The sequence below is a fragment of the Maribacter sp. R86514 genome (genome assembly GCF_044597005.1).
Classification (GTDB): Bacteria; Bacteroidota; Bacteroidia; order Flavobacteriales; family Flavobacteriaceae; genus Maribacter.
On sequence record NZ_CP138999.1, the window covers coordinates 429,728 to 451,036 of the forward strand.

At 37.4% G+C, this 21,309-nt stretch carries 13 protein-coding genes; 6 read left to right on the plus strand and 7 right to left on the minus strand.

Going from position 1 to position 21,309, the window contains the following annotated elements:
* Positions 1-7 precede the first annotated feature (7 nt).
* The 6 genes from SJY30_RS01810 to SJY30_RS01835 all read left to right on the plus strand — a co-directional run bounded on the left by SJY30_RS01810 (position 8) and on the right by SJY30_RS01835 (position 8,362).
* The gene (locus tag SJY30_RS01810) at positions 8-1,573 is read left to right on the plus strand and encodes an alpha-L-fucosidase (protein WP_396633913.1); all 1,566 of its coding nucleotides are present in this window, start codon (positions 8-10) and stop codon (positions 1,571-1,573) included.
* A gap of 75 nt (positions 1,574-1,648) precedes the next feature.
* Complete coding sequence (locus SJY30_RS01815) at positions 1,649-3,367, plus strand: arylsulfatase (RefSeq protein WP_396633914.1); 1,719 nt, start codon at positions 1,649-1,651, stop codon at positions 3,365-3,367.
* A 242-nt stretch (positions 3,368-3,609) separates the two neighbouring features.
* Positions 3,610-4,812 (plus strand): glycoside hydrolase family 117 protein, encoded by a 1,203-nt coding sequence (locus tag SJY30_RS01820; protein WP_396633915.1) that lies wholly within the window; start codon positions 3,610-3,612, stop codon positions 4,810-4,812.
* A gap of 14 nt (positions 4,813-4,826) precedes the next feature.
* Positions 4,827-6,272, plus strand: coding sequence for a sulfatase-like hydrolase/transferase (locus tag SJY30_RS01825; protein ID WP_396633916.1), 1,446 nt, complete (start codon positions 4,827-4,829; stop codon positions 6,270-6,272).
* An 8-nt stretch (positions 6,273-6,280) separates the two neighbouring features.
* Complete coding sequence (locus SJY30_RS01830; RefSeq protein WP_396633917.1) at positions 6,281-7,324, plus strand: aldose epimerase family protein; 1,044 nt, start codon at positions 6,281-6,283, stop codon at positions 7,322-7,324.
* Between the two features lie 33 nt (positions 7,325-7,357).
* Complete coding sequence (locus SJY30_RS01835) at positions 7,358-8,362, plus strand: L-rhamnose/proton symporter RhaT (RefSeq protein ID WP_396633918.1); 1,005 nt, start codon at positions 7,358-7,360, stop codon at positions 8,360-8,362.
* A gap of 29 nt (positions 8,363-8,391) precedes the next feature.
* Here the strand turns inward: SJY30_RS01835 and SJY30_RS01840 are convergent, their stop codons facing one another.
* The 7 genes from SJY30_RS01840 to SJY30_RS01870 form a co-directional block, all read right to left on the minus strand.
* Entirely contained in the window at positions 8,392-9,564 is a 1,173-nt protein-coding gene (locus SJY30_RS01840; protein ID WP_396633919.1) for a sulfatase-like hydrolase/transferase, read from the minus strand.
* Positions 9,509-9,922, minus strand: a complete 414-nt coding sequence (locus tag SJY30_RS01845; protein ID WP_396633920.1) for a sulfatase-like hydrolase/transferase — start codon at positions 9,920-9,922, stop codon at positions 9,509-9,511. Before SJY30_RS01845 ends, SJY30_RS01840 begins: the two co-directional genes overlap by 56 nt.
* 7 nt (positions 9,923-9,929) lie before the next feature.
* Entirely contained in the window at positions 9,930-10,775 is an 846-nt protein-coding gene (locus SJY30_RS01850) for a family 16 glycosylhydrolase (RefSeq protein WP_396633921.1), read from the minus strand.
* Positions 10,776-10,781: 6 nt separating this feature from the next.
* Positions 10,782-14,117, minus strand: coding sequence for a VCBS repeat-containing protein (locus SJY30_RS01855; protein ID WP_396633922.1), 3,336 nt, complete (start codon positions 14,115-14,117; stop codon positions 10,782-10,784).
* A 75-nt stretch (positions 14,118-14,192) separates the two neighbouring features.
* Complete coding sequence (locus tag SJY30_RS01860) at positions 14,193-15,734, minus strand: RagB/SusD family nutrient uptake outer membrane protein (protein ID WP_396633923.1); 1,542 nt, start codon at positions 15,732-15,734, stop codon at positions 14,193-14,195.
* A 24-nt stretch (positions 15,735-15,758) separates the two neighbouring features.
* Complete coding sequence (locus tag SJY30_RS01865; protein ID WP_396633924.1) at positions 15,759-19,052, minus strand: SusC/RagA family TonB-linked outer membrane protein; 3,294 nt, start codon at positions 19,050-19,052, stop codon at positions 15,759-15,761.
* A 389-nt stretch (positions 19,053-19,441) separates the two neighbouring features.
* Positions 19,442-21,295: a DUF5060 domain-containing protein gene (locus SJY30_RS01870; protein WP_396633925.1), complete on the minus strand. Its 1,854-nt coding sequence runs from the start codon at positions 21,293-21,295 to the stop codon at positions 19,442-19,444.
* Positions 21,296-21,309: the final 14 nt, after the last annotated feature.

The following is a 21,309-nucleotide window of genomic DNA, read 5'->3' on the forward strand; positions in this document are numbered from 1 at the left end:
AGTACAAATGAAAAAAAACATTGGTAAAAAAATAGGTGTGCTGGCTGTGATTGTTGGTGCAAGTTTACAGTCAAACCTTCTTGCACAAACTGAACAGTATGAAGAAAGTTGGGAATCTTTAGCCAACGTAAATGCTACGCCAGACTGGTTCTTAGATGCCAAATTGGGCATTTATGCACATTGGGGTCCCGTTTCAAGTGCATTTGAGGGTGCTGAACCGAACAAACATTATGCAGGTTGGCATGGAATGATGATGTATAATGACGGAAAAATTATTGAAACCAAAAACGGTAAGCCAAGTAACAATTACATTCATCATAAAAAGAAATACGGAAAGCCTTCTAAAAAGGGATATATAGAAATCATAGAAGATTTTTCTCCCACAGCTTTCGATGCCAAAGAATGGGCAGATCTATTTGCAAAATCTGGGGCACGATTTGCAGGTCCTGTAGCTATGCACCATGATAATTTTGCTATGTGGGATAGTAAAGCAACCCGTTGGAATTCTATGAATTATGGAGGTATTGATCCATCTGCAGCACTGAAAAAGGAGATAAATGATAAAGGAATGCGTTTTATTGGGTCATTTCACCATGCATTTACCTGGAAATATTTTGGTCCTGCACATGCCCACGGTAATATAAACCCGAAGGATTATGACTTGTATACCAACCCGCATAGTTTGGACAATGACACGCCAGATGAGGCTTTTATGACTGCATGGTGGGCTAGTTTAAAAGAATACATAGATAAGTACCAACCAGATATTATTTGGTTCGATTGGTGGTTAGAGAGTTTACCCGAAGAAGACCGACTTAAATTTTTAGCCTATTACTATAACAAGGGCAAAGAGTGGGGAAAAGAAGTAGCGGTTTGTTATAAAGAAGCAACCTTTAACGAAGATGTCGCTATTAAGGATTATGAGCGCGGTAGACCAAATCAACCCAAACAGAATGCTTGGTTAACCGATACCTCTCCCGGAGCTTGGTTCTATAGACCAAATGCAAAGTTTAAAACAGCTAATGAGCTCATAGATATACTTGCGGATATTGTAGCTAAAAACGGATTAATGTTATTGAACGTACCACCAAACCCAGATGGAAGTATTCCGCCAGAAATGCAACAATTACTAACAGATATGGGGTCTTGGTTAGCAATTAATGGCGAAGCTATTTATGACACACGCCCTTGGACGGTATTTGGCGAAGGACCAACAAGGTTGCCAGAAGGTGGGCACAAGGTAGAGGAAAAGTTAAAAATCGAATATCAAGAAAAAGACATTCGGTATACCAAAAAAGGAGATAAAGAAATTTTTGCCATTGTTTTAGACGAACCAAAATCGGCAATTACAATGAAGACACTTTCTACTGATATTGGCGTCTTAAATTCTAAAATTCTTAATGTGCAATTAATAGGGAGCAACGAGAAATTAAGTTGGGAACGCAACGAAAAAGGACTTGTTATTCAAAAACCAACTTCCTTTCCTTCAAAATATGCGCATGCCTTTAAAATAACTTTAGAAGGTTACAGAGAGAATGATATTGGTGGTGACGTTGAAGCACATATAGATTGATTTCTGATGGTAAATTATACGGTCTTACTTTCAAAAAAGGTGATAATAGGTTTATGTTACATAGGTATTGGCTGTATGTTTTCCTTGCAATCACAAGATAGACCCAATGTTATTTTAGTACTTACCGATGACCAAGGTATTGGAGATTTAGGGGCACATGGCAACCCGTGGTTAAAAACACCGGAAATAGATGCCTTTTACGATGATGCCGTACGAATGACCAATTTTCATGTATCGCCGCTTTGCACACCCACTAGAGCTGCAATAATGACCGGAAAGTATCCTATAAATAATGGGGCTTGGGCAACGTATAAGGGTAGGGATGCCCTTTCCAATTCGGTGACAATGGCAGATGTTTTTCAACAAAACGGGTACAAAACCGCCCTATTCGGCAAATGGCATTTGGGGGATAACTATCCTAATCGACCAACCGATGCTGGTTTCGATACGGCCATACATCATTTGGCAGGAGGTATTGGGGAATTGTCCGATTATTGGGGTAATGACTATTTTGATGATGTATATTATGTAAACAACGAACCCAAACAATTTAAGGGCTATTGTACCGATGTTTGGTTCAATGAGGCGATAAATTTTATTAAGCAAAACAAAGACCATCCTTTTTTCGTGTATTTGCCTTTAAATGCGCCTCATGACCCGCTATATGTCGATGAAAAATATGCTGCCCCGTATAGACATTTAGAAGGAAAACAAATAGTTAGTGCCGATCTCTATGGCATGATAGCCAATATTGACGAGAATTTTGGCAAACTTAACCGGTTCTTAAAAGCAGAGAAATTAGCAAAGAATACCATTGTTATTTTCATGTCAGACAACGGTACGCGCTTTGGGTATCGTACAGCTGATAACTTAGGATATAATAAAGGATTTAAAGGAATAAAAGGTCAGAAGGAAGAAGGTGGACATAGGGTTCCGTTTTTTATTCGATATCCTAAAGCGAAAATTAAAGGAGGAAAAGACAATAATGAACTGGCGGCTCATATAGACCTTATCCCAACCTTGGCAAATTTATGTGCATTGAATGTGCCAGATAGTTTGAGTTTAGACGGAATCGATTTTTCTCCTGTATTAAAGAATACGAATGCAAGTTTAAGAGAACGAGCACTATTTCTGCAAAACCGACAAGACTGGAGACCACCCACACAAGAACATGACGGACTTGTTTTACAGAACGAATGGCGATTACTAAAGGGGAAAGAGCTTTATAATATCATTGATGACATAGGGCAAAAGCAAAACCTGGCAAAAGAACATCCGCAATTGGTTAAAGATTTAAGGAGTAAGAATGCCACTTTTTATATGTCGGTTATGGCTAATGATGTATTTACCGAATTACCGGTTACCATAATAGGTTCTGAACATCAAAAAGAAATAAAATTAACCATTCAACATGCCATCGGAGACGATAGCGGTATTTGGAAAACCGAACAAGTGGCCGCAGGCGTAAAAAATAAAAATAATAGGTATGCCATAGAAGTTGCTTCGGCGGGTACGTATAAAATCTCTTGTATGCGCTGGTCAAAAGAAGTCCCTGGTCCTGTTTTAGGAGTACCCGGCAAACATCCTAAATCAAATTTTGAGTATGTCGCCATTTCTCCTGATAAAGTGAGGACACAAATAGCCAATCAAATATTGGAAAAATCTATAAATGCGAATGAAGCGTCAATAGATTTTGAAGTGTATTTAGAAAAAGGAAAAACATTATTGGAAACCGATTTTTTATTTGGCACTGATGCATACGGAGTCTATTATACCTATATCAAAAAAATCTGATATGCTACTGTTTGTATATGATATTAAGGATAATGATTGATGATGAGTAGGTGCATTTTAGTTAATTAAGTTTTAGTGTAATGGATCATAAATAATTGTTGCTGAATGTATTAATGATTTGTTCAGTTAATGTCTAGTTATAAAATAGTAAGCTTTAAGAATGGTATTATAAATTACCGCTTTGTGTAATGCATAATATTTTTGCTAAAAAAATTAATAAAATCTAAAATTTTATTTCATAAATGAGAATAATTAAAACATTGTTGGGTATTTATGTTTTATCGGTATTTGTAAGTTGCCAAGAGAAAGCTGATAAGCCGTCTGAAAACACCCAAGAGAAAAATGATACCAAGTCAATAAGCCAACAACAAATAGACCATTTAGGTATTACCGATGTTGACCATTTAAGTGATGCATCAAAAAGGGCATTGGCCTTGCCAACTGATTTGGGAGATGAGTGGTTTTTAGAATTTAATCAATTAGAACCGTTAAAAGGGGATTTGGCATATGAAGAAGGTGTTATAAGAAGAGATCCAAGTGCTATGATCATGGAAGATGGTAAGTACTATGTGTGGTATTCAAAAGGAGAAGGACCTACTCAAGGTTTTGATGGTGATGTGGAAAATGAAAAAGTATTTCCTTGGGATCGTTGCGACATCTGGTATGCTACATCAGAAGATGGTATTACATGGAAAGAAGAAGGTATAGCGGTAGCAAGGGGTAAAAAAGGTGAATATGACGATCGCTCGGTATTTACGGTAGAAATCATGAAGCATGAAGATATGTATTACCTAAGTTACCAGACCGTAAAATCGCCTTATAATAAGAGGGTGAAAAATCAAATTGGTTTGGCTTGGTCTACATCACCTAACGGACCTTGGACTAAGAGTAAAGAACCTATTTTAAGTCCCGCAGACAATGGTGTTTGGGAAGGCGATGATCCTAATGATCGCTTCTCCGTTAAGAAGAAGGGAGATTTTGATAGCCACAAAGTGCATGATCCGTGCATTCTTCCTTTCAATGGCAAGTTCTACTTATACTATAAAGGTGAGCAAATGGGAGAGGAGATCACTTTTGGAGGTCGTCAAATTAGACATGGTGTCGCTATTGCAGATAATCCTAAAGGTCCTTATGTAAAATCACCTTACAATCCTATAAGTAATAGTGGGCATGAAATATGTGTATGGCCATACAATGATGGTATAGCATCATTAATAACAACAGATGGTCCTGAGAAAAATACGATACAATGGGCGGCAGACGGCGTAAATTTCAACATAATGTCTTCTATTCCGAGTCCGCCACACGCCATAGGTTTAAATAGAGCGGTTGATAGTGAGAAAGAACCGACCGAAGTCTTAAAATGGGGGTTGACCCACGTATATAACAGTAGCGATTATCAAAGTATTATGCGATTTACATCTCGTAAAAAGAAGAAATACTAGCACATATATTTCATATGAAAATCAAGGTCCATAAGGTGTTTGATAATGAATGGTGTTCACAATCGGGCAAATTCTTGTTATTAGCTTTTCTTTTAATAGGACAATGCTTAATAGCTCAGAAAAAGCCGAACATTGTTTTAATCCTTTCTGACGATGCCGGATATGCCGATTTTGGTTTTCAAGGAAGTAAAGAATTTAAAACGCCTAGGTTAGATGCTTTGGCAAAAGAAAGTATACAATGTACGCAAGCATATGTAAGTGCAGCTGTTTGTGGGCCCTCTAGAGCAGGGTTTTTAACAGGTATGTACCAGCAGCGTTTCGGTTTTGAAGAAAACAACGTGCCGGGTTATATGAGCGCAAGTGGTGCAACGGGCGATGATATGGGTTTGCCGCTTAATCAAAGAACCATTGCCACTGAGCTGCATGAGCAAGGTTACGCCACCGCTATTTTTGGAAAGTGGCATATGGGTAATGCAGATAGGTTTCATCCAACCAAAAGAGGTTTTGATGAATTTTACGGATTTAGGGGAGGTGCTAGAAGCTTTATGCCTTATGATGAAAACAACCCAATAGATAAAGATGAAAATAGGTTAGAACGAGGTTTCGGTAATTTTTTAGAACATGACGGTTATTTAACCGATGATTTGGCAGATAAAACCAATCAATTTATAGCTCAACATAAAGACCGACCCTTCTTTGTTTATTTATCGTTTAACGCGGTGCATACACCGATGCAGGCAAATAAAACAGACTTAGATCAATTTCCTGATCTTAGGGGTAAAAGAAAAACGTTAGCGGCAATGACCTTGGCTATGGACAGGGCTTGTGGTAAGGTGGTTGATCAACTTGAAAAATTGAATCTTTTAGAAAATACAATTATCGTATTCACAAATGATAATGGAGGACCAAGTGATTCCAACTCCTCATTGAACAAACCTTTAAGCGGCACAAAAGCCAATCATCTTGAAGGGGGTATACGTGTACCTTTTTTGATTTCTTGGAAAGGAAATCTACAAAAGAATATAACCTTTGATCATCCGATTTCTTTATTGGATATGTACCCAACTTTCAGTGCAGTTGCGGGTGTAGAGCAACATAAATTAAAGCATTTAGATGGTGTAGATCTTTTGCCATTTTTTAAAAATGAAAAAGAAGGGAGACCTCATGAGTTTTTATATTGGAAGAAGGAAAATAGGGGAGCTATACGAGAATTTGATTGGAAATTAATTCGTTACCCCGATAGACCTGCCGAGTTATACGATATATCTAAAGATATAGCCGAGCAATATGATTTAGCATTACAGTATCCAGACAAAGTTAAGGCAATGTATAAAAAGCTGTTTCAATGGGAATTAGGTCTTGAACGACCGAAATGGCAATTACAACGCAAATTTGAAGGCAAGGCTGCACAACGTATGGATCAATACAGTGCTAAAAAAATCACGATTAATAAAGAGTAACGCATAAAATGAAAACAAGCATACAAAATTTCGGAACCTTTGAAACCAATACCGTACAGTTGGTAACATTGAACAATAACAATGGGGTAGAGGTTAAAATCTCAAGTTATGGGGCAACTATAACCTCCATAAAATTTCCTGATAAAAATGGTAAGATAGAAGAGGTTGTTTGTGGCTTTGATGATTTTAGCAGTTATTTTTTATCGGAATACAATTCAAATGCCCCTTATTTTGGTGGTACCGTAGGTAGATACTGCTCTCAAATAAAAGATTCAAAATTTTCATTGAACGGTATTGACTATCAATTGAATAAAATAGTTGGGGATAATAATTTACATGGTGGTAAAATTGGTTTCGATAAGAGATTATGGTCAATAGAAAATTTCAGTAAAAACCAAGCGGCCGTATCCATGAAATTAAAAAGTGAACACTTAGAAGAGGGCTTTCCTGGTAATGTTGATGTCTTGGTTACATTTAGTGTGACCGATGCAAACGAATTAAAGATAGATTATAAGGCAACTACAGATCAGACAACACCTTTCACGATCACTAATCATTCATACTTTAACTTAACAGGGTTTAAAGATGATATATTAAAACATACCGTACAAATTGCATCGGATAAAAGACAAGTTTGGGATGATACCGGAGCGGCAACAGGTACTAATATATCAGTTATAGACAAGCCAGACGATCTAAGAAAAGCTAAGGTCATTGGCGAAGTTCAGAACGACATGGAAGACGGTTTTGAACACTATTACTTATTTGAAGATAAAGACTTTAAATTGGATAAGGTAGCTGAAATCAATGAAGAGACTAGCGGCAGAAGTCTAGAAGTATATACAACCGAACCTGGTATGCTATTTTATACCGGTAAATATACTTCAGACGAATTAAAAAGAGAGTCTGGTCTACAATATGGAAAGTACCGTGGTTTGTGTTTAGAGACACACCGTTACCCCAATGGACCCAATATTACAAATGCTCCAAAGAGTATTTTAGAAAAAGATGAAACATACCATAGTACTACCATTTTTAAATTTGGCTGGTAACCAATAAATCAACTAAACCAAAATCTAATTAAGATGATAGAAGGAGTATCGCTGGCAATTTTTGCCGGACTAATGCTGGGTCTTTATGCCTTGCCAGAGAAATTTACAAAAGACTTTAAATATGAGAACACATGGAGCTTATTTTTTCTGCTCACCATGTTCGTTGTGCCGATTATAGCCTCTTTGACCCTCATAAACGGGTTTGGGGAAATATTTGGAAACATGCCAATGGATATATGGGTAAAGATGGGACTGACCAGTTTTTTATGGGGAATTGGAGTTATGATGTGGAGTAAGGCCATTAACCACATTGGTCTGTCTTTAGGTTTTTCCATTTTTATTGGAACTATCATATTAGTAGGATCGTTACTGCCATTTATTGAAGATGGTTTGCCTCCTACAAACGTACTAACCTATATTTTAATTGGAATTTTTATCGTTTTGGTTGGTGTTATTCTAAATGGTAGGGCAGGTATTTTAAGAGAAAAGGATGAAGCTGGTACAACTGACAAAAAAGGATCAATGGTTACCGGTATTATGATTGCCATAGTAGGTGGGTTATTGGCGACGGGGTTCAGCTATGCCAATGCAGCAGGTAGACCATATTTGCATGAAGCAAGTATTGCCCAAGGTAATGCGGATTGGATTACGGCAGTAGCTGTAATGTTCCCCATATTTTTAAGTGGAGGTATAGTGATGACTGCATATTTCTTATGGCAATTAAGTAAAAATAATGCTTGGGGCAATTTTAAGACGCCTGCGTTCGGTAAAAATGTAGTACTGATTTTAGTCATGGCAGTATTTCATTATGCGGCATCGGCGTTGTTCGCCTACGCGGCATTTAAGTTAGGAAGTTCTGGTAATACCGTAGGGTATGCTATTTTCAATACATCATCGGTAGCTACTGCAATTGTTAGTGGTCTAATTACCAAAGAATGGATTAATGCGTCATCAAAGGCAAAAAGCTTTTTATACGCCGGTCTTGCGCTAATGATATCTGGTATTGTAGTAGTAGCATATTCAAACGGAATAAGCTAATAAGATTTTTGTTCTTTGTAGCTAAAGTGCTAATTGTTCACAAAGCGGGAGGCTGTAGGTCTTCCGCTTTTTCTTGTGGCATGGTAAAGGGTAGCCAACTCTTTTATTTTTGGTTGATATTTTGCATTTGTAATCAAATTGTGCGCTTCTAATTCACCTGGATTATCATTTAGATTAAAAAGAGCTATCGGTGTTTGGGTATGGTTGCTTTTATCGGATTTGTCCACTTGTAAAATCAATTTAAAACCATCTTTAATCAACATAACTTCTTTGCCTGTACCGCTTTGAGTGTAAATAACTCTATCTAAATCTTCAGATTTATTTTCAAGTAATGGTAATAAACTAGATGAATCTAAAGCTTGGTCAGCAGAAATCTCAATATGATTTAACTCAGCCAGTGTTGCCATAATGTCAAGACCAAGAACCGGACTTTCGTTTATCTGATGTTTAAAATGATTGTTCCAAGATACTATGAACGGAACACGATTACCGCCTTCATAAGCTTGGTTTTTTCCGCCTCTATAAATATCACTTGGTCTGTGCCCAGACTTTAAGGTATTCATTCTTAAAAGTCCGCCATTATCAGAAGTCAGCATAATAATGGTATCATCATAAATACCTTGCTTTTTCAAAGAATCGATCAACATTTGTATTTGTACATCTAATTCTTTAACTAAGTCTAAATGTTTTGAAGGTGTGGTGCCGGCTATTTTAATTCCATTTAACTCATCGGTTGGGGTGTGTGGTAAATGAACGGCTAAGGCGGAATAGTACATAAAGAACGGTTTGTCTTTATATGCATTCGCATCAATATAATCCATTGCCTTTTTTACCAATAATGGTCCCATGTCATGCGGGTTCCAATTACTATCGCCTAAACCTTCTGCTTTGTCCAATTTCACTCCGATCTTATCCATTTTAGCTTGGGATATGAAAGTGATTTCAGAATTTCTTGCAATAGGTTTGAATACACTGTTTTCATATATAGCATAAGGCACATCTTGAATACCGGCTTGGAAAGAAAGCGCATAATCAAACCCTTGATAGCGTGGTCCGCCACCTACGATTTTTTTGATATCTACATCTAGTTCGGGTTTGTTTCTTGGACCTCGATAAATAGTATTTGGGTCATCTTTTTTTAGAAAATCACCACCAATATGCCATTTCCCAAAAAAGGCGGTTTGGTAACCCGCTTGCTTCATTAGTTTGGAAAAGTGTTAGCTGGTTTTCTTTGATAGGACTTTTTTCATAACTACCCCAAACTCCCCATGGGGCATCACTTCTATAACAATGGTTTCCCGTCATTATCGCATATCGTGATGGTGCACAAAGTGCAGCGGGAGCATGCGCATTTGTAAAAACGGCTCCGTTTTTTGCTAAGGCATCAATTGCAGGAGTTTCAACAATAATAGAATCTGAATGTGCTTTTCTATAGTACGATACATCTCCAAGACCTAAATCGTCTACTAAAACAACAACTACGTTTGGCTTTTTTTGAGCACGGAGAACTAAAGTAAAAAGAATGAAAAATAGGATAATTGTAGGATGTAATCGACGCATGTTGTTTTTATTTAATTGGCACTAAAGTATAGGCTCGTACCCAATCATAATAGGTAGTATTTTTACTATCGTCTGCTAATTCTTCTGGTGTTGGAGGTGTTTCCCAATTGTATGTTTCAGTTACCAAATGCATGTACATGGGTTTATTGAACGGTGTTTCCCTAAAAAATGTACTAGGGTTCATGGTAGTTCTGTATTCGCCATCTAAATAAATTTTTATGGTGTTGGCATCTACCCACCAACAACCGTACACATGATATGCTTCATTTGCCGGCGGATTAATTTCAGAGACGACTCCTTTTTGTGACTTCACAGTTTTAGCCCCATCGCAATCCGTATAAAAGGTATGTGTATTCGATCTTAATTTGGTTCTAAAGTCACCACCCGTTTTTTGCTGACCAACAACTTCTACAATATCCAATTCTTGCACTTCAAACGGACATACTTTGGTGTCTGGTTTATTCTTTAGCCAAAAGGTAGAAGACATACTTATACTAGAAGCTTTCATTCTGGTTTCAAAATAGCCATAAAGTGCATCTTTTGCAACCGAAGCTACGGCACCGCCTGCAATGTTATATTTCTTGTCGTTCTCTAAAACTGTATTTTTTATTTGGAGATTACCATCTTTCACAGATACGGAATAAGCCCTAAAAGTAGCCGGAGGTCTACCATCTACCCAATAAGGTGATCTAGCGTACCATTTACTGGTGTCTAATAAATTGCCTTCAAATTCATCGGTAAATTTATCATTTGGTACCCATTTATATCCTTTAGGAGGTTCGGGCGTTTGTGCTGTTATATTGAAACAGTACATTACGACTGAACATAAGAATAGTCTTTTTATCAATTTCATATTTTATCAATTTTTGAATAGTTGTATCTCGTCATTATTATTGCCTACCAGGATCCCTGTTTTTCCGTTGGCCAGTGTAATTGATTTTAATGCTTTTACGTTTTTAGGGGCAAAGAATCCGCTAGACAAACGGTTTTGAGGTTTAAAATTTCCTTCTTTTGTGCCTAATAATACTAACCCGACAGAAGCATCTGCTCTTGTAGTCTCAATTTCAGATTCGAATTTATTTCCAGCTAATGCGATATCCGTAAGTCCGTCCGCATTAAAATCGCCTGTAATAAAACCATTTACACTTGAGAACTGAGCAGGGTAGGGAAGTGGGGCTAGTTTTGCATTTCCATTTTCAAAATTTACAAGAACACTTGCGAATTCATAGGCATTTAGTTGAAGCGCATTATCAATACCTTCCCCAATAATTTCCCTAAGGTTAGATTTTGAAAATTGAGTGAAGGTTTTAAATTTTCGATCCAATCCTGGTAATTGCTCCGAGCTACATTGTAGACCCCTTATAGGTACTTGTCTACCTTTGTAGTCTTTCGCTAGAAAAATATCATTTGTACCGTTTTGGTCAAAATCACTAGCGTAGACCTTAAATGGTTTCTTTTCGCTTGCCGTAAACTTGTAGTTTATTCCAAGATTACCAACTAAAAGTTCATTACTGCCATCTTGGTCAATGTCTACGGAGGTAACCGTATTGTACCAACCATTAGTTTTGTCTAAACCGTAGGAGTGCGTTTCATTTACAAGATTGCCATTACTGTTTTTAAATACTGAAATAGGCATCCATTCACCAACTACGATAAGTTCTTTATTATTATCACCATCAATATCCGAGTATGTGGCATCTGTTACCATGCCAATAAACTCCAGTTCAGGAGCCAACTCTGCTGTAGCATCGGTAAAGTTTCCATTTTCATTTTTTAGAATAATACTTCTTGGAGCTTTTGGATATTTTGCAGGAACCAGCCTACCGCCAACAAAAAGGTCTAGGTCACCATCATTATCAATATCAAAAGGCAGTACGCAACCACCACTTTCTGCACTTATAATCAGCTCTTTTTTCGTAGTGAAATTACCCTTACCATCGTTGAGGTAGAGTCGATCTTGAAGAAAAGGAGAGTTTTGGGAAAATTCATTACCACCGCTTACCACATAAAGATCAAGATCTTGATCATTATCTACATCGAAAAATACGGCATCAACATCTTCATATTTTGCGTCACCAGATAAAATGGCATTGTCTTTTTTTACAAAGGATTCTTTAGCAGTTTGATAATAAATAGCACCTGAACTGCCAGATGCTCCACCAACATAAAAGTCTTCTAAACCATCATTGTTAATATCACCAACGGCAATACAAGGTCCTTCGTTAGAAAGTTTGTGAGGCAGTAATACCTGAATTCTAAAATCATCAAATTCATTTTCTTGGTGTTTGTAGACCGATGAGAAAGAAGTGCTGGTTGCATCTACAAATAGGGTTTCTTTGATCGTAGACTTTTCTAAAGCCTGTAAGGCATCTTTATAATCGACGATAATTGTTCTATTGGTAGCGATATCATGCAGTTGCTGCTCTTTGCCGTCTGGCCAGGCAATGGTTAGGGAGTCTATTTTGGTCGTTTTTCCAAGCCCGAAATGTATAATTGGTTCTACCGAAGAAAGATAGCCACGAACAGTTTTGAATTCATGAAACTGTATGCTGTCGTTGGTTTTTAGTGTGATTTTTGCTCCTAAACCATCCTTGTTTGTTGCGGGACCGTTGAGCTTTATTTTAAGATATCCGTTATCTTTAGAATTGCTAAGGTTTTCATAAATAAAGGCAGGATCATCAACGTTATTCACGATTAAATCCAAATCGCCGTCATTATCTAAATCTGCAGTAGCGGCACCATTAGAAAAGCTTTGTTGATCTAAGCCCCAAGCTTTGCTCATATTCGTGAATTTTAAATCGCCTTCATTTTTATAGAGGTAGTTCGAAATTTTGTTCTGTTTAAAAAGCGAAATAATATGCTGTGTATTTTCTTCATTGGTTCGTTTAGATGCTTCGGCACTCTGCATATATTGCCTAAATTTTATGGTAGCATCTTTATCCCAAATATCTCTTTTGAATCCGTTTGTAATGAAAATATCCCTTAGACCGTCATTATCGAAGTCACTTGCCAAACAAGCCCAGCTCCAATCTGTTTTTGCAATGCCCGAATACTGCGATACATCACTAAAAAAACCATTACCACGGTTTTTTTGAAGCATGTTGTGCATATACTGATAATGAAAACCATTGTTTTTCATGCTATTGAACAGCTGTGTATTCATATCTGCCATCGTGGTTTTAGATCGTTCATAGTCCTCTGGCATCATTTCTAATTGAATAATATCTTCCCAGCCATCATTATCTAAATCTGCTATATCTACACCCATGGCGTAAAACGGTATATGATTAAATCTCGATTTTAATTGCTCGTTAAAAGAACCATTGCCTTGGTTCATATATAAATAATCTCGTTCTAGATAATCATTGGCAACAAAGAGATCTACTTGTCCGTCTTTATCCACATCAGAAGTAACTAATCCTAGTCCGTAACCAAAATTGCTAGTAATACCTTTTTGTTTGCCTACTTCTTCAAATTTTCCGTTATTATTGATATAGAGTTTGTCTCTATAGAAATCATTTTCATCGGCCTTACCGGCTAAAACCTGCTGGTAGTTGAGAAAAAAATGTTCTGGTCGATTGGTAAGGTAGAGGTCCAAGTCATTATCGTTATCCATATCAAAAAAGGATGCCATTACCGAAAACCCTTCGTCTGCCAATCCGAAGTCAGCGGCAGATTCTTTAAAAGTGTTGTCCCCTTGATTTATGTATAAAAGATTGCTTCTTTCCTGTGGTGTATCTTGCCAACCACCCCTACAGACATAGATATCTGTTAAGCCGTCTGCATTTACATCTGCCATAACTACACCGTTATGCCAACTATCTTGTTTGGTCAAATTTGCTGACGTTGTAATGTCTTCAAATGTGAAATCACCTTTGTTGAGGTATAATTTATCAGGAGCTTCATTGGCGGTAAAATAGATATCGGATAATCCATCATTATTGATATCTGCAACTGCTACACCTGCGCCATTGTATACGTAGTTAAAAATGGCGAAAAAATTATCGTAATTTTCTTCAATCTTGTTATTGAATTGAATACCGGATTCTTCGGGTTCTATTAGTTTAAATAAAGGTGTTTTTGTTTTGTTAGTGATTTCTTTTTCTGCATCTTTTTGTTCACAACCAACCAACAAAAGGCAAGTAGTTAGACTAATGGAAAGTAAGTTTTTAGAAAAGAAACGATTAATGAGCATATGAGGTTAATTAGCATAAAAGCCTATTCATTAAAATTGAATAGGCTTATTTATTTAGTTATTTAAGGTATTGCATTAATAACCCGGGTTTTGAACAAGGTTCGGGTTAATGTCCAATTCTGATTGTGGAATAGGCCACCTAATTTCAAAATCTTGAAATTCAGGTCCTGGATCACCGGCATTTGGTCCGCCTTGTGTAATGCCCGATATAGATTCAAGGTAAACGCCAAAACGAATAAGATCGTTACGTCTCCATCCTTCAAAGCACAATTCTTTTCTACGCTCGTCTAAAAGCGCGGTGGCAATCTCATCTTGTGAGCCAACTACCATGTCTGGTACCGCATCTGGTGTCATTCTAGCTCTGGCTCTTAATCTGTTAACGGTCATGTCTAGATCGGCTTGCGTCAATTTACCTTGGCCGTTACGAGCTTCGGCATACATTAAAAGTACATCTGCATATCTAATATAAGGATTGTCAAACGGTGTGTCATTAGGGTAGCTGTTCGGCTTTTCTGCGTGCCATTTCCATCCTCTCCAGTTATTCATGGGTACGGTACGCGATTCAGGATCAGAAAATCCTTGTTCTGGTGTAGATTGATTTGCGTTATGCTTGGCAATATTATTATATAGTCTAACATCTTCCCTATCAAAAGAAGCCTCAAAAGAATGGTTGATGAAGCAAGTACCCCAGCCACCGCCATTATTAACATTACCGTTAGGTCCGTAAAAAGTACTTAATAAACCCCCTTCGCTACGAGCAGGTCCGTCCATACCAATAGAATACACCATCTCTACACTTTGCTCGTTATTAAGGTCAAAAACCTCTCTATAATTTGGTAGTAAATCGTAAACTCCACTGTCCATAACTTCTTTTAATACCGTTTCTGCACTAGCCAGTTTATCGGTCTGGTTTAATGGAAAACCGCTCATTTGAAGGTAAACTTTTCCCAAAAGTGCTTTTGCGGCACCCAAGGTTGCGCGTCCGCCGCCTTGCTCATTTGGTAAAAAGGAAGCGGCCTCTTGTAGATCTTGTACAATAAAATTATAAGTTTCCTCTGGCGTGGCCTGACTGACCTCAACAGATTCTAAGTCTTTAGTTTCACTGGTAAGTAGTGGAATATTTTCATAGCTAGAAACTAATGAAAATAATACCATGGATCTTAAGAATTTTGCTTCGGAAACATATTTATTTTTAGTGTCATTATCGATTTGATCTTCTGTCATAGCGCCAATACGATCAATTGTACTGTTAATTCTGTTCAAGGCAACATATAAATTTTCCCATACAGAGCGCACAACACCGTTAGAAGGTGTTAATTGATGCTGATAAATAAATTTTCTATTACCTGCCCATGGTGGCGACACTACTTCGTCTGCGGCAATGGTACCCCAATGTATGGCCCAACCGTCTTTACCGTTACCGCCAGAAGATACTATGGGTTGTACAGCATCATATGCTCCTATTAAATAAGTTTCTGCACCTTTAGCATCTACCAGTAAAGCATTTGGAGTTAGAAAGTTGCTAGGTGATTCAATTAATATATCATCATCACACGAAGCTACCAATAGCAAACCTGCCGCTAAGGTCATTAATCCGTAAAATTTTGTTTTTTTCATCTTTTAATTTTTTTGTTCTTTAAATTAGAATCCCACACTTACACCTAATCTTATCGTTCTTGATCTTGGGTAGGAATCTGCATCTAGCCCTGGTGTAAGTTGATTGTTACCAACACTTACATCTGGATCATAACCCGAGTATTTGGTAAATACGTGTAAGTTGTCTACTGCTGCATAAACTCTACAACTTTTAAGACCTATCGTATTTTTGACCCTGTTCGGCAATTCGTAACCTAGGGTAACATTGCTTATTCTAAAATAAGATCCATCTTCAATAAATGATGAATAAGCCGATCCATTAATACCTGCATCACCATTTCCCCAAATAGAAGGAATATCGGTATCAGGAGTTTCAGGTGTCCAGCGGTTGGCTACTCTGCCATATTTATTTAAAAAAGGAATTGCCTGTGCTGTACCTTTGTTAAGACTTTTAAGATATATGTCATTACCATAAGACCATTGTGTAATAACGGATAGGTCTAGATTTTTATATCTAAAATTATTTGTGAAACCACCAAAGTGCTTTGGCAATGCGTTACCTATAATTTTACGATCATCTGAATTTACAATACCATCTGCCTCATCAGGTATGCCATCACCATTGGTGTCAACGGTCAATTGATCTGCAAATTTTGGCATCCCTGGTCTGTATTGGGTATTGTCTGGTTGTCCAGAAGACAGCACCGTACCTTCTTTAAGCTCGTAAACTACATCGTACCAAAGCAGACCTTGATCTTCTGCATCTTGTCTAACTTTAGCGGCAGCTTCTTCATTTGATAAACCATCAAAGGCGGCAAAGTCACTATAATTATAAATGCCATCGACTTCAAGACCATACATAGAACCTAATGATTCTCCAACTTTTACGATATAGTCATCTTGTATTTGGTTGTCACCTATAGACCTCACTAAAAACTGGTCGGCATCACCCAAATCCAATACTTGATTGTCATTGAAACTGATATTAAAGTTAGTGGTCCATCCAAAGTTCTCATTGTCAAAATTTACAGTGTTCAAAGCGAATTCAAGACCCTTATTCTCAACTTTTCCTAAGTTTTTAAATACGGTTTTAAATCCGGATGTTGATGGTAATGGAACTTCTAATAAAAGATCAGAAGTTTCTTTACGATAATAATCCGCTTCTAAAGAGATTCTATCATTGAACATACCTACAGAAAGACCGGCATCAAACTGTTGGGTAGTTTCCCAAGTAAGTTCTTCGTTGGCCAATTGTTGAATAGCTGCCCCGGTTACCAATTGGCTTCCGTTTAAAATTGCGCTGGCAACACCTGCCTGTGCAAAAGAACGGTAAGATCCAATTGCGGTGTTTCCTGTTTCTCCAATACTAGCCTTAATTCTAAAGCGATTTAAAGTATTGTTGTCTTTAAGGAAATTTTCATTTGCTATGTTCCAAGCAACACCAACAGAAGGAAAAAATCCGAATTTTTTACCCTCTGCAAATCTAGATGAACCATCATAACGTGCACTGGCATTTAACGTGTATTTACCTTTGTAGCCATATTGGATTCTTGCCAAATATGATTGTAAAGCTGTTTTTGTAAACCCAGAGGAGTTTGGTAAGGTCTCCGTGGCAGAACCTAGGTTGTCTAGATTTACGCCAGGGAGATCAAAACCGGTTGCTGCCGAATTGTTGAATTCAAATGTATTCTGTTGTTCTTCATATACCGCCGTAGCGTTTAAGTTATGGTCACCGTATGTTTTATTGAAATTTAAATTTTGTTCTGTTATGATACCGGTACCAATATTATTGTTAACGAATGCTCTACCGTTGGCTGTTCTACCCCAGCTAATTTTTTCAGAAAAGTAAGCTGTTCCTTTAGCTGATGAAATATTACCTCTAACGGAAGATTTAAAAGTTAGTCCGTCTGCCAAGGTATACTGAAGAAATACACTACCAAAAGATTGAAAGGCAGTTCTTTTATTTTGGTTGAACTCAAGCGTAGCCAAAGGATTGGTAATATCGCCATCTCTAACCGAGATTATACGACCGTTTTCATCATATTCGGCATCATCATATCTGTTGATACCTTGTACCGGGGTAAAGAGTATGGCACTGGTAATAATACCATTTCTACCATTACCATTTTCATTGGCTGCATTAACGATACCGTTATTTTTATTGATACCTAAATTAAGGTTCATACCGGCTTTTAATTTGTCGCTGATATTTTGATTGATATTAAGGTTACCGTTGTATCTTTCAAAATCTGATGTTTTTACGATCCCCTCTTGATTAAGGTATGAGAAAGAAGCTGAATAGGTGTTCTTGTCACCACCACCACTCATAGACACCTTATAGCTCTTGGTAATCGCTGGTCTTGTAATTTCTTTTTGCCAGTCTGTTACGAGCACTCTTGAATCGCTTAAATCCAATGGTGTGCCATCATCATATCTAAATGCTCTGGTGTAGGTGTCTTCCGCTTCTGGATTCCATGGGAAATAATCGTTCCAGAAATCGACGTACTCTTGACCGGTCATTAGATCCAATGGTCTCGCTAAGGTAGATACACCTGTAAATGTTTCGAAATTAAGAGAAGCCCTACCTTTCTTTCCTTGCTTTGTAGTAATGATAATTACACCGTTTGCGCCTCTAGAACCATAAATCGCAGTTGCCGATGCATCTTTTAGCACTTCGATAGATTCGATAGAGCTAGGATCAATGGTTGAAAGCGGACTAGTAGATGAATTACCGATACCTACTGAAGTACTAGCGGTATTACCTTGTAATGCAAAACCATCTATTACATAAAGTGGGTCGTTACTTGCTGTAATTGAGCTACCACCTCTAATTCTAATATTAAAACCAGAACCTGGCTCACCACCAGATTGTACAACTTGTACACCAGATGCCCTAGCTGCAAGACCACCCTCGAACGAAACAGGTGCCACTTTATCTAAATCCTCTCCTTTTACAGAAACAATAGAACCTGTTAAATCTTTTCTTTTAGAACTACCATAACCTATGATGACCACCTCGTCTAATGCAGAGACGTCAGTGTTCAATTCTACATTAAGGTTTGTTCTACCATTAATAGCCAATTCTTTTGTTTTATAACCCAAATAGGTAAAAACAAGAACATCATTAGTACTGGCGTTAATTTCATAATTACCATCAAAATCTGAAGCTACACCAGTGGTAGTACCTTTGACGATAACCGATACTCCAGGCAACGGACCTGATTCATCGCTTACATTACCTTTGACAATTATGTCTTGGGCATACATTAAATTGATGCTTACTATAAAGTATAATAATAAGAACCAAAGTGTTTTTGAGTTAATTTGTTTTACTCGCATAGTTTGTTCATTTTCAGTTACCGCAATATTTAAAAAAATGTTGATTTTTTAAGGAACAAATGATTTAGAGACCATTACATATGGTTTTTGTTATTAATTAAGTAGCTATTTTATTCATTTGGTAATAAATGGTTAATTAGTTAAAACCATTTGTATTAGTTGATTATCAATTAATTCTAGTATTAAATGCGTTTTTTTTTTTGATTTGATGTGGTCAATTTTGAAAACAGCGGCTACGTGGATGCGTCTAATGTGAAAATCCAAAATAGGGAAACAGGATTTTAGTTTGAAATGAAATGATTGTGATAGTTTCTGGTATAAATAATAAATCCTCAAAATTTCAACATGAAGAACTAATGAGGGGTTAAAATCAATTTTTGACAGCGTAGTTATGCTCTAGTAAGAAGAATTACCCAATCTTTTTGTTTGTTGTTTGGAGCTTTGCCTAAGTCCGCTTTTTGACCGCCCGATACCTTTTTGATTTTCGAAGTTTTTAGCTTTCCACCTGTTTTTGGGTTGTACCATTGCACCTTATAAGTATTGTTTGATGCACTTAGGTCTAAAACTGTAGAGCCTACGCTATTCAAGTAAATGATATAAGAATCATTGGGTTTTGCTAGGCAGTAAACTGTGTTTTTGTTCTCTGAATTACCAACCAGCTGGTTATGGTTCTCCATTTCCCAATAAGAAAGATTATTTTCTTCAAAAAACTGCAAGGCATTGTGGGCTTGATTCCAAAATAAATCTCGAGAACGGTAGTCTTCGCAGGTAAGGTCAGAATGTTCATGTTTGTATCCAAAATACCATTCGTTGCCCCAGCCACCTGCCATTAGTGTTCCCCAGAGTCCGTTTCTTCTTGCCAGGTCATGATCTGGGTTTTCGTTATCAGGTAAGAGGGAGTATTGTGCGTCACCCGGTTCATCTACAGCTACCGCCCATTGCTTGCCCGCTTTTTTTGAAGCGGCTAACCAATGTAATACTTCTTTATGTATACTACCAAAATCGGCTCTATGGGTTTGAACGGATGGTCCTGTAATACCAGATTCGGCTCCTAGTAAATCATCGAATTTTTTCCCATTATGAATGACCAAGTGATGATGGTAGGGGTCGTGAGTTTTAAAATAATGCGCCATTGCCAGGCGCTGCATAGTATCTTGTGGTGGGGTTGTAGGGTTTTTTACCCACTCACCGTTTTCTTCGCAAAGATTCCAGTTTAGAGCTAAGTGATGTCCAAAGCGTGCAATTAATTCTCGGTAGTATAACTTGCTATTGGCACCAACTCCGCCATTATCCAACAGACCTTGGTTTTCTACCTCTAAGGTTTTAAAATGTAAAAACAGTCCAATTTTTTGTGCATGACTAAAAACAATTTCCCATTGGTCTAATTTTGATACATCCATGCGGTCCCAAGTATTGTAATCAACATATGGAAATACATTTTTATCATCACCCTTAATGTTATTGGTCAAAAAAGAAAAGGCATTTAGACCTTTGTTAGATAAGTAATTAAGCGCCCCAATCATTCCTTTTCCCTTATCACCCTTCCAAACCGGGTCAGTAGTCTTCCAATCTTGAATATGTGGAGACCATGTCTTTACCAATTTATCGCCATGACCATCGTTGTGAAAAGTACCATCGAAATCTGTATAAGCTAAAAAGTTTTCAGGAGCATCTGCGCCTTGTTTTAAGAAGTATTCGTTGGTTTCAGCAAATTTCAAATAACGCTCACCAACATATTGCAATCTACCTTTTGCTCTAAAGTCTATCCCTTTTTTATCGGTTGGGGCAATAGTGAAACTACCTGTATGGCCATCCATAAATGCTGCACTTACTCCTGTATCTTCTTTATCACTTATAGCACTCCAATTTCCTTTTCTAAAATCCACTTTAAAACCCCATTCACCAATTTCATCGGGCGCAAAATGCACTTTCCATTTATTTCCTGCAGTGGCAGAAGTCTCACCGGCATTTCCATCAGCAGCAAAATATCCTGGTACTAGGTAAGTTTTATTGGTAGCCTTATGTGTAAAGCGAACATTGAATCTGTAATTGGTAAAAGGGTTAATTTCTGCCTGCTCAGATGAATGCGGACCGTCATATACTATGGTAACCTTATGCCATTTTTTAAGCTCTCCTTCAAGTTGATAGTTGATATTGGTTTTTGAATCTTGGGCGACTGAGTAGTTTATAAACAAACAGCCTAGAGATAATAATAGATACTTAAATATGATAGCGCATTTCATGATGGTAGGTTTTA

Bases quoted from the DNA above. Each gene is read 5' to 3' on its own strand.
- SJY30_RS01810 (WP_396633913.1), top strand. From the start codon at position 8: ATGAAAAAAAACATTGGTAAAAAAATAGGTGTGCTGGCTGTGATTGTT.
- SJY30_RS01815 (WP_396633914.1), top strand. From the start codon at position 1,649: ATGTTTTCCTTGCAATCACAAGATAGACCCAATGTTATTTTAGTACTT.
- SJY30_RS01820 (WP_396633915.1), top strand. From the start codon at position 3,610: ATGAGAATAATTAAAACATTGTTGGGTATTTATGTTTTATCGGTATTT.
- SJY30_RS01825 (WP_396633916.1), top strand. From the start codon at position 4,827: ATGAAAATCAAGGTCCATAAGGTGTTTGATAATGAATGGTGTTCACAA.
- SJY30_RS01830 (WP_396633917.1), top strand. From the start codon at position 6,281: ATGAAAACAAGCATACAAAATTTCGGAACCTTTGAAACCAATACCGTA.
- SJY30_RS01835 (WP_396633918.1), top strand. From the start codon at position 7,358: ATGATAGAAGGAGTATCGCTGGCAATTTTTGCCGGACTAATGCTGGGT.
- SJY30_RS01840 (WP_396633919.1), bottom strand. From the start codon at position 9,564: ATGAAGCAAGCGGGTTACCAAACCGCCTTTTTTGGGAAATGGCATATT.
- SJY30_RS01845 (WP_396633920.1), bottom strand. From the start codon at position 9,922: ATGCGTCGATTACATCCTACAATTATCCTATTTTTCATTCTTTTTACT.
- SJY30_RS01850 (WP_396633921.1), bottom strand. From the start codon at position 10,775: ATGAAATTGATAAAAAGACTATTCTTATGTTCAGTCGTAATGTACTGT.
- SJY30_RS01855 (WP_396633922.1), bottom strand. From the start codon at position 14,117: ATGCTCATTAATCGTTTCTTTTCTAAAAACTTACTTTCCATTAGTCTA.
- SJY30_RS01860 (WP_396633923.1), bottom strand. From the start codon at position 15,734: ATGAAAAAAACAAAATTTTACGGATTAATGACCTTAGCGGCAGGTTTG.
- SJY30_RS01865 (WP_396633924.1), bottom strand. From the start codon at position 19,052: ATGCGAGTAAAACAAATTAACTCAAAAACACTTTGGTTCTTATTATTA.
- SJY30_RS01870 (WP_396633925.1), bottom strand. From the start codon at position 21,295: ATGAAATGCGCTATCATATTTAAGTATCTATTATTATCTCTAGGCTGT.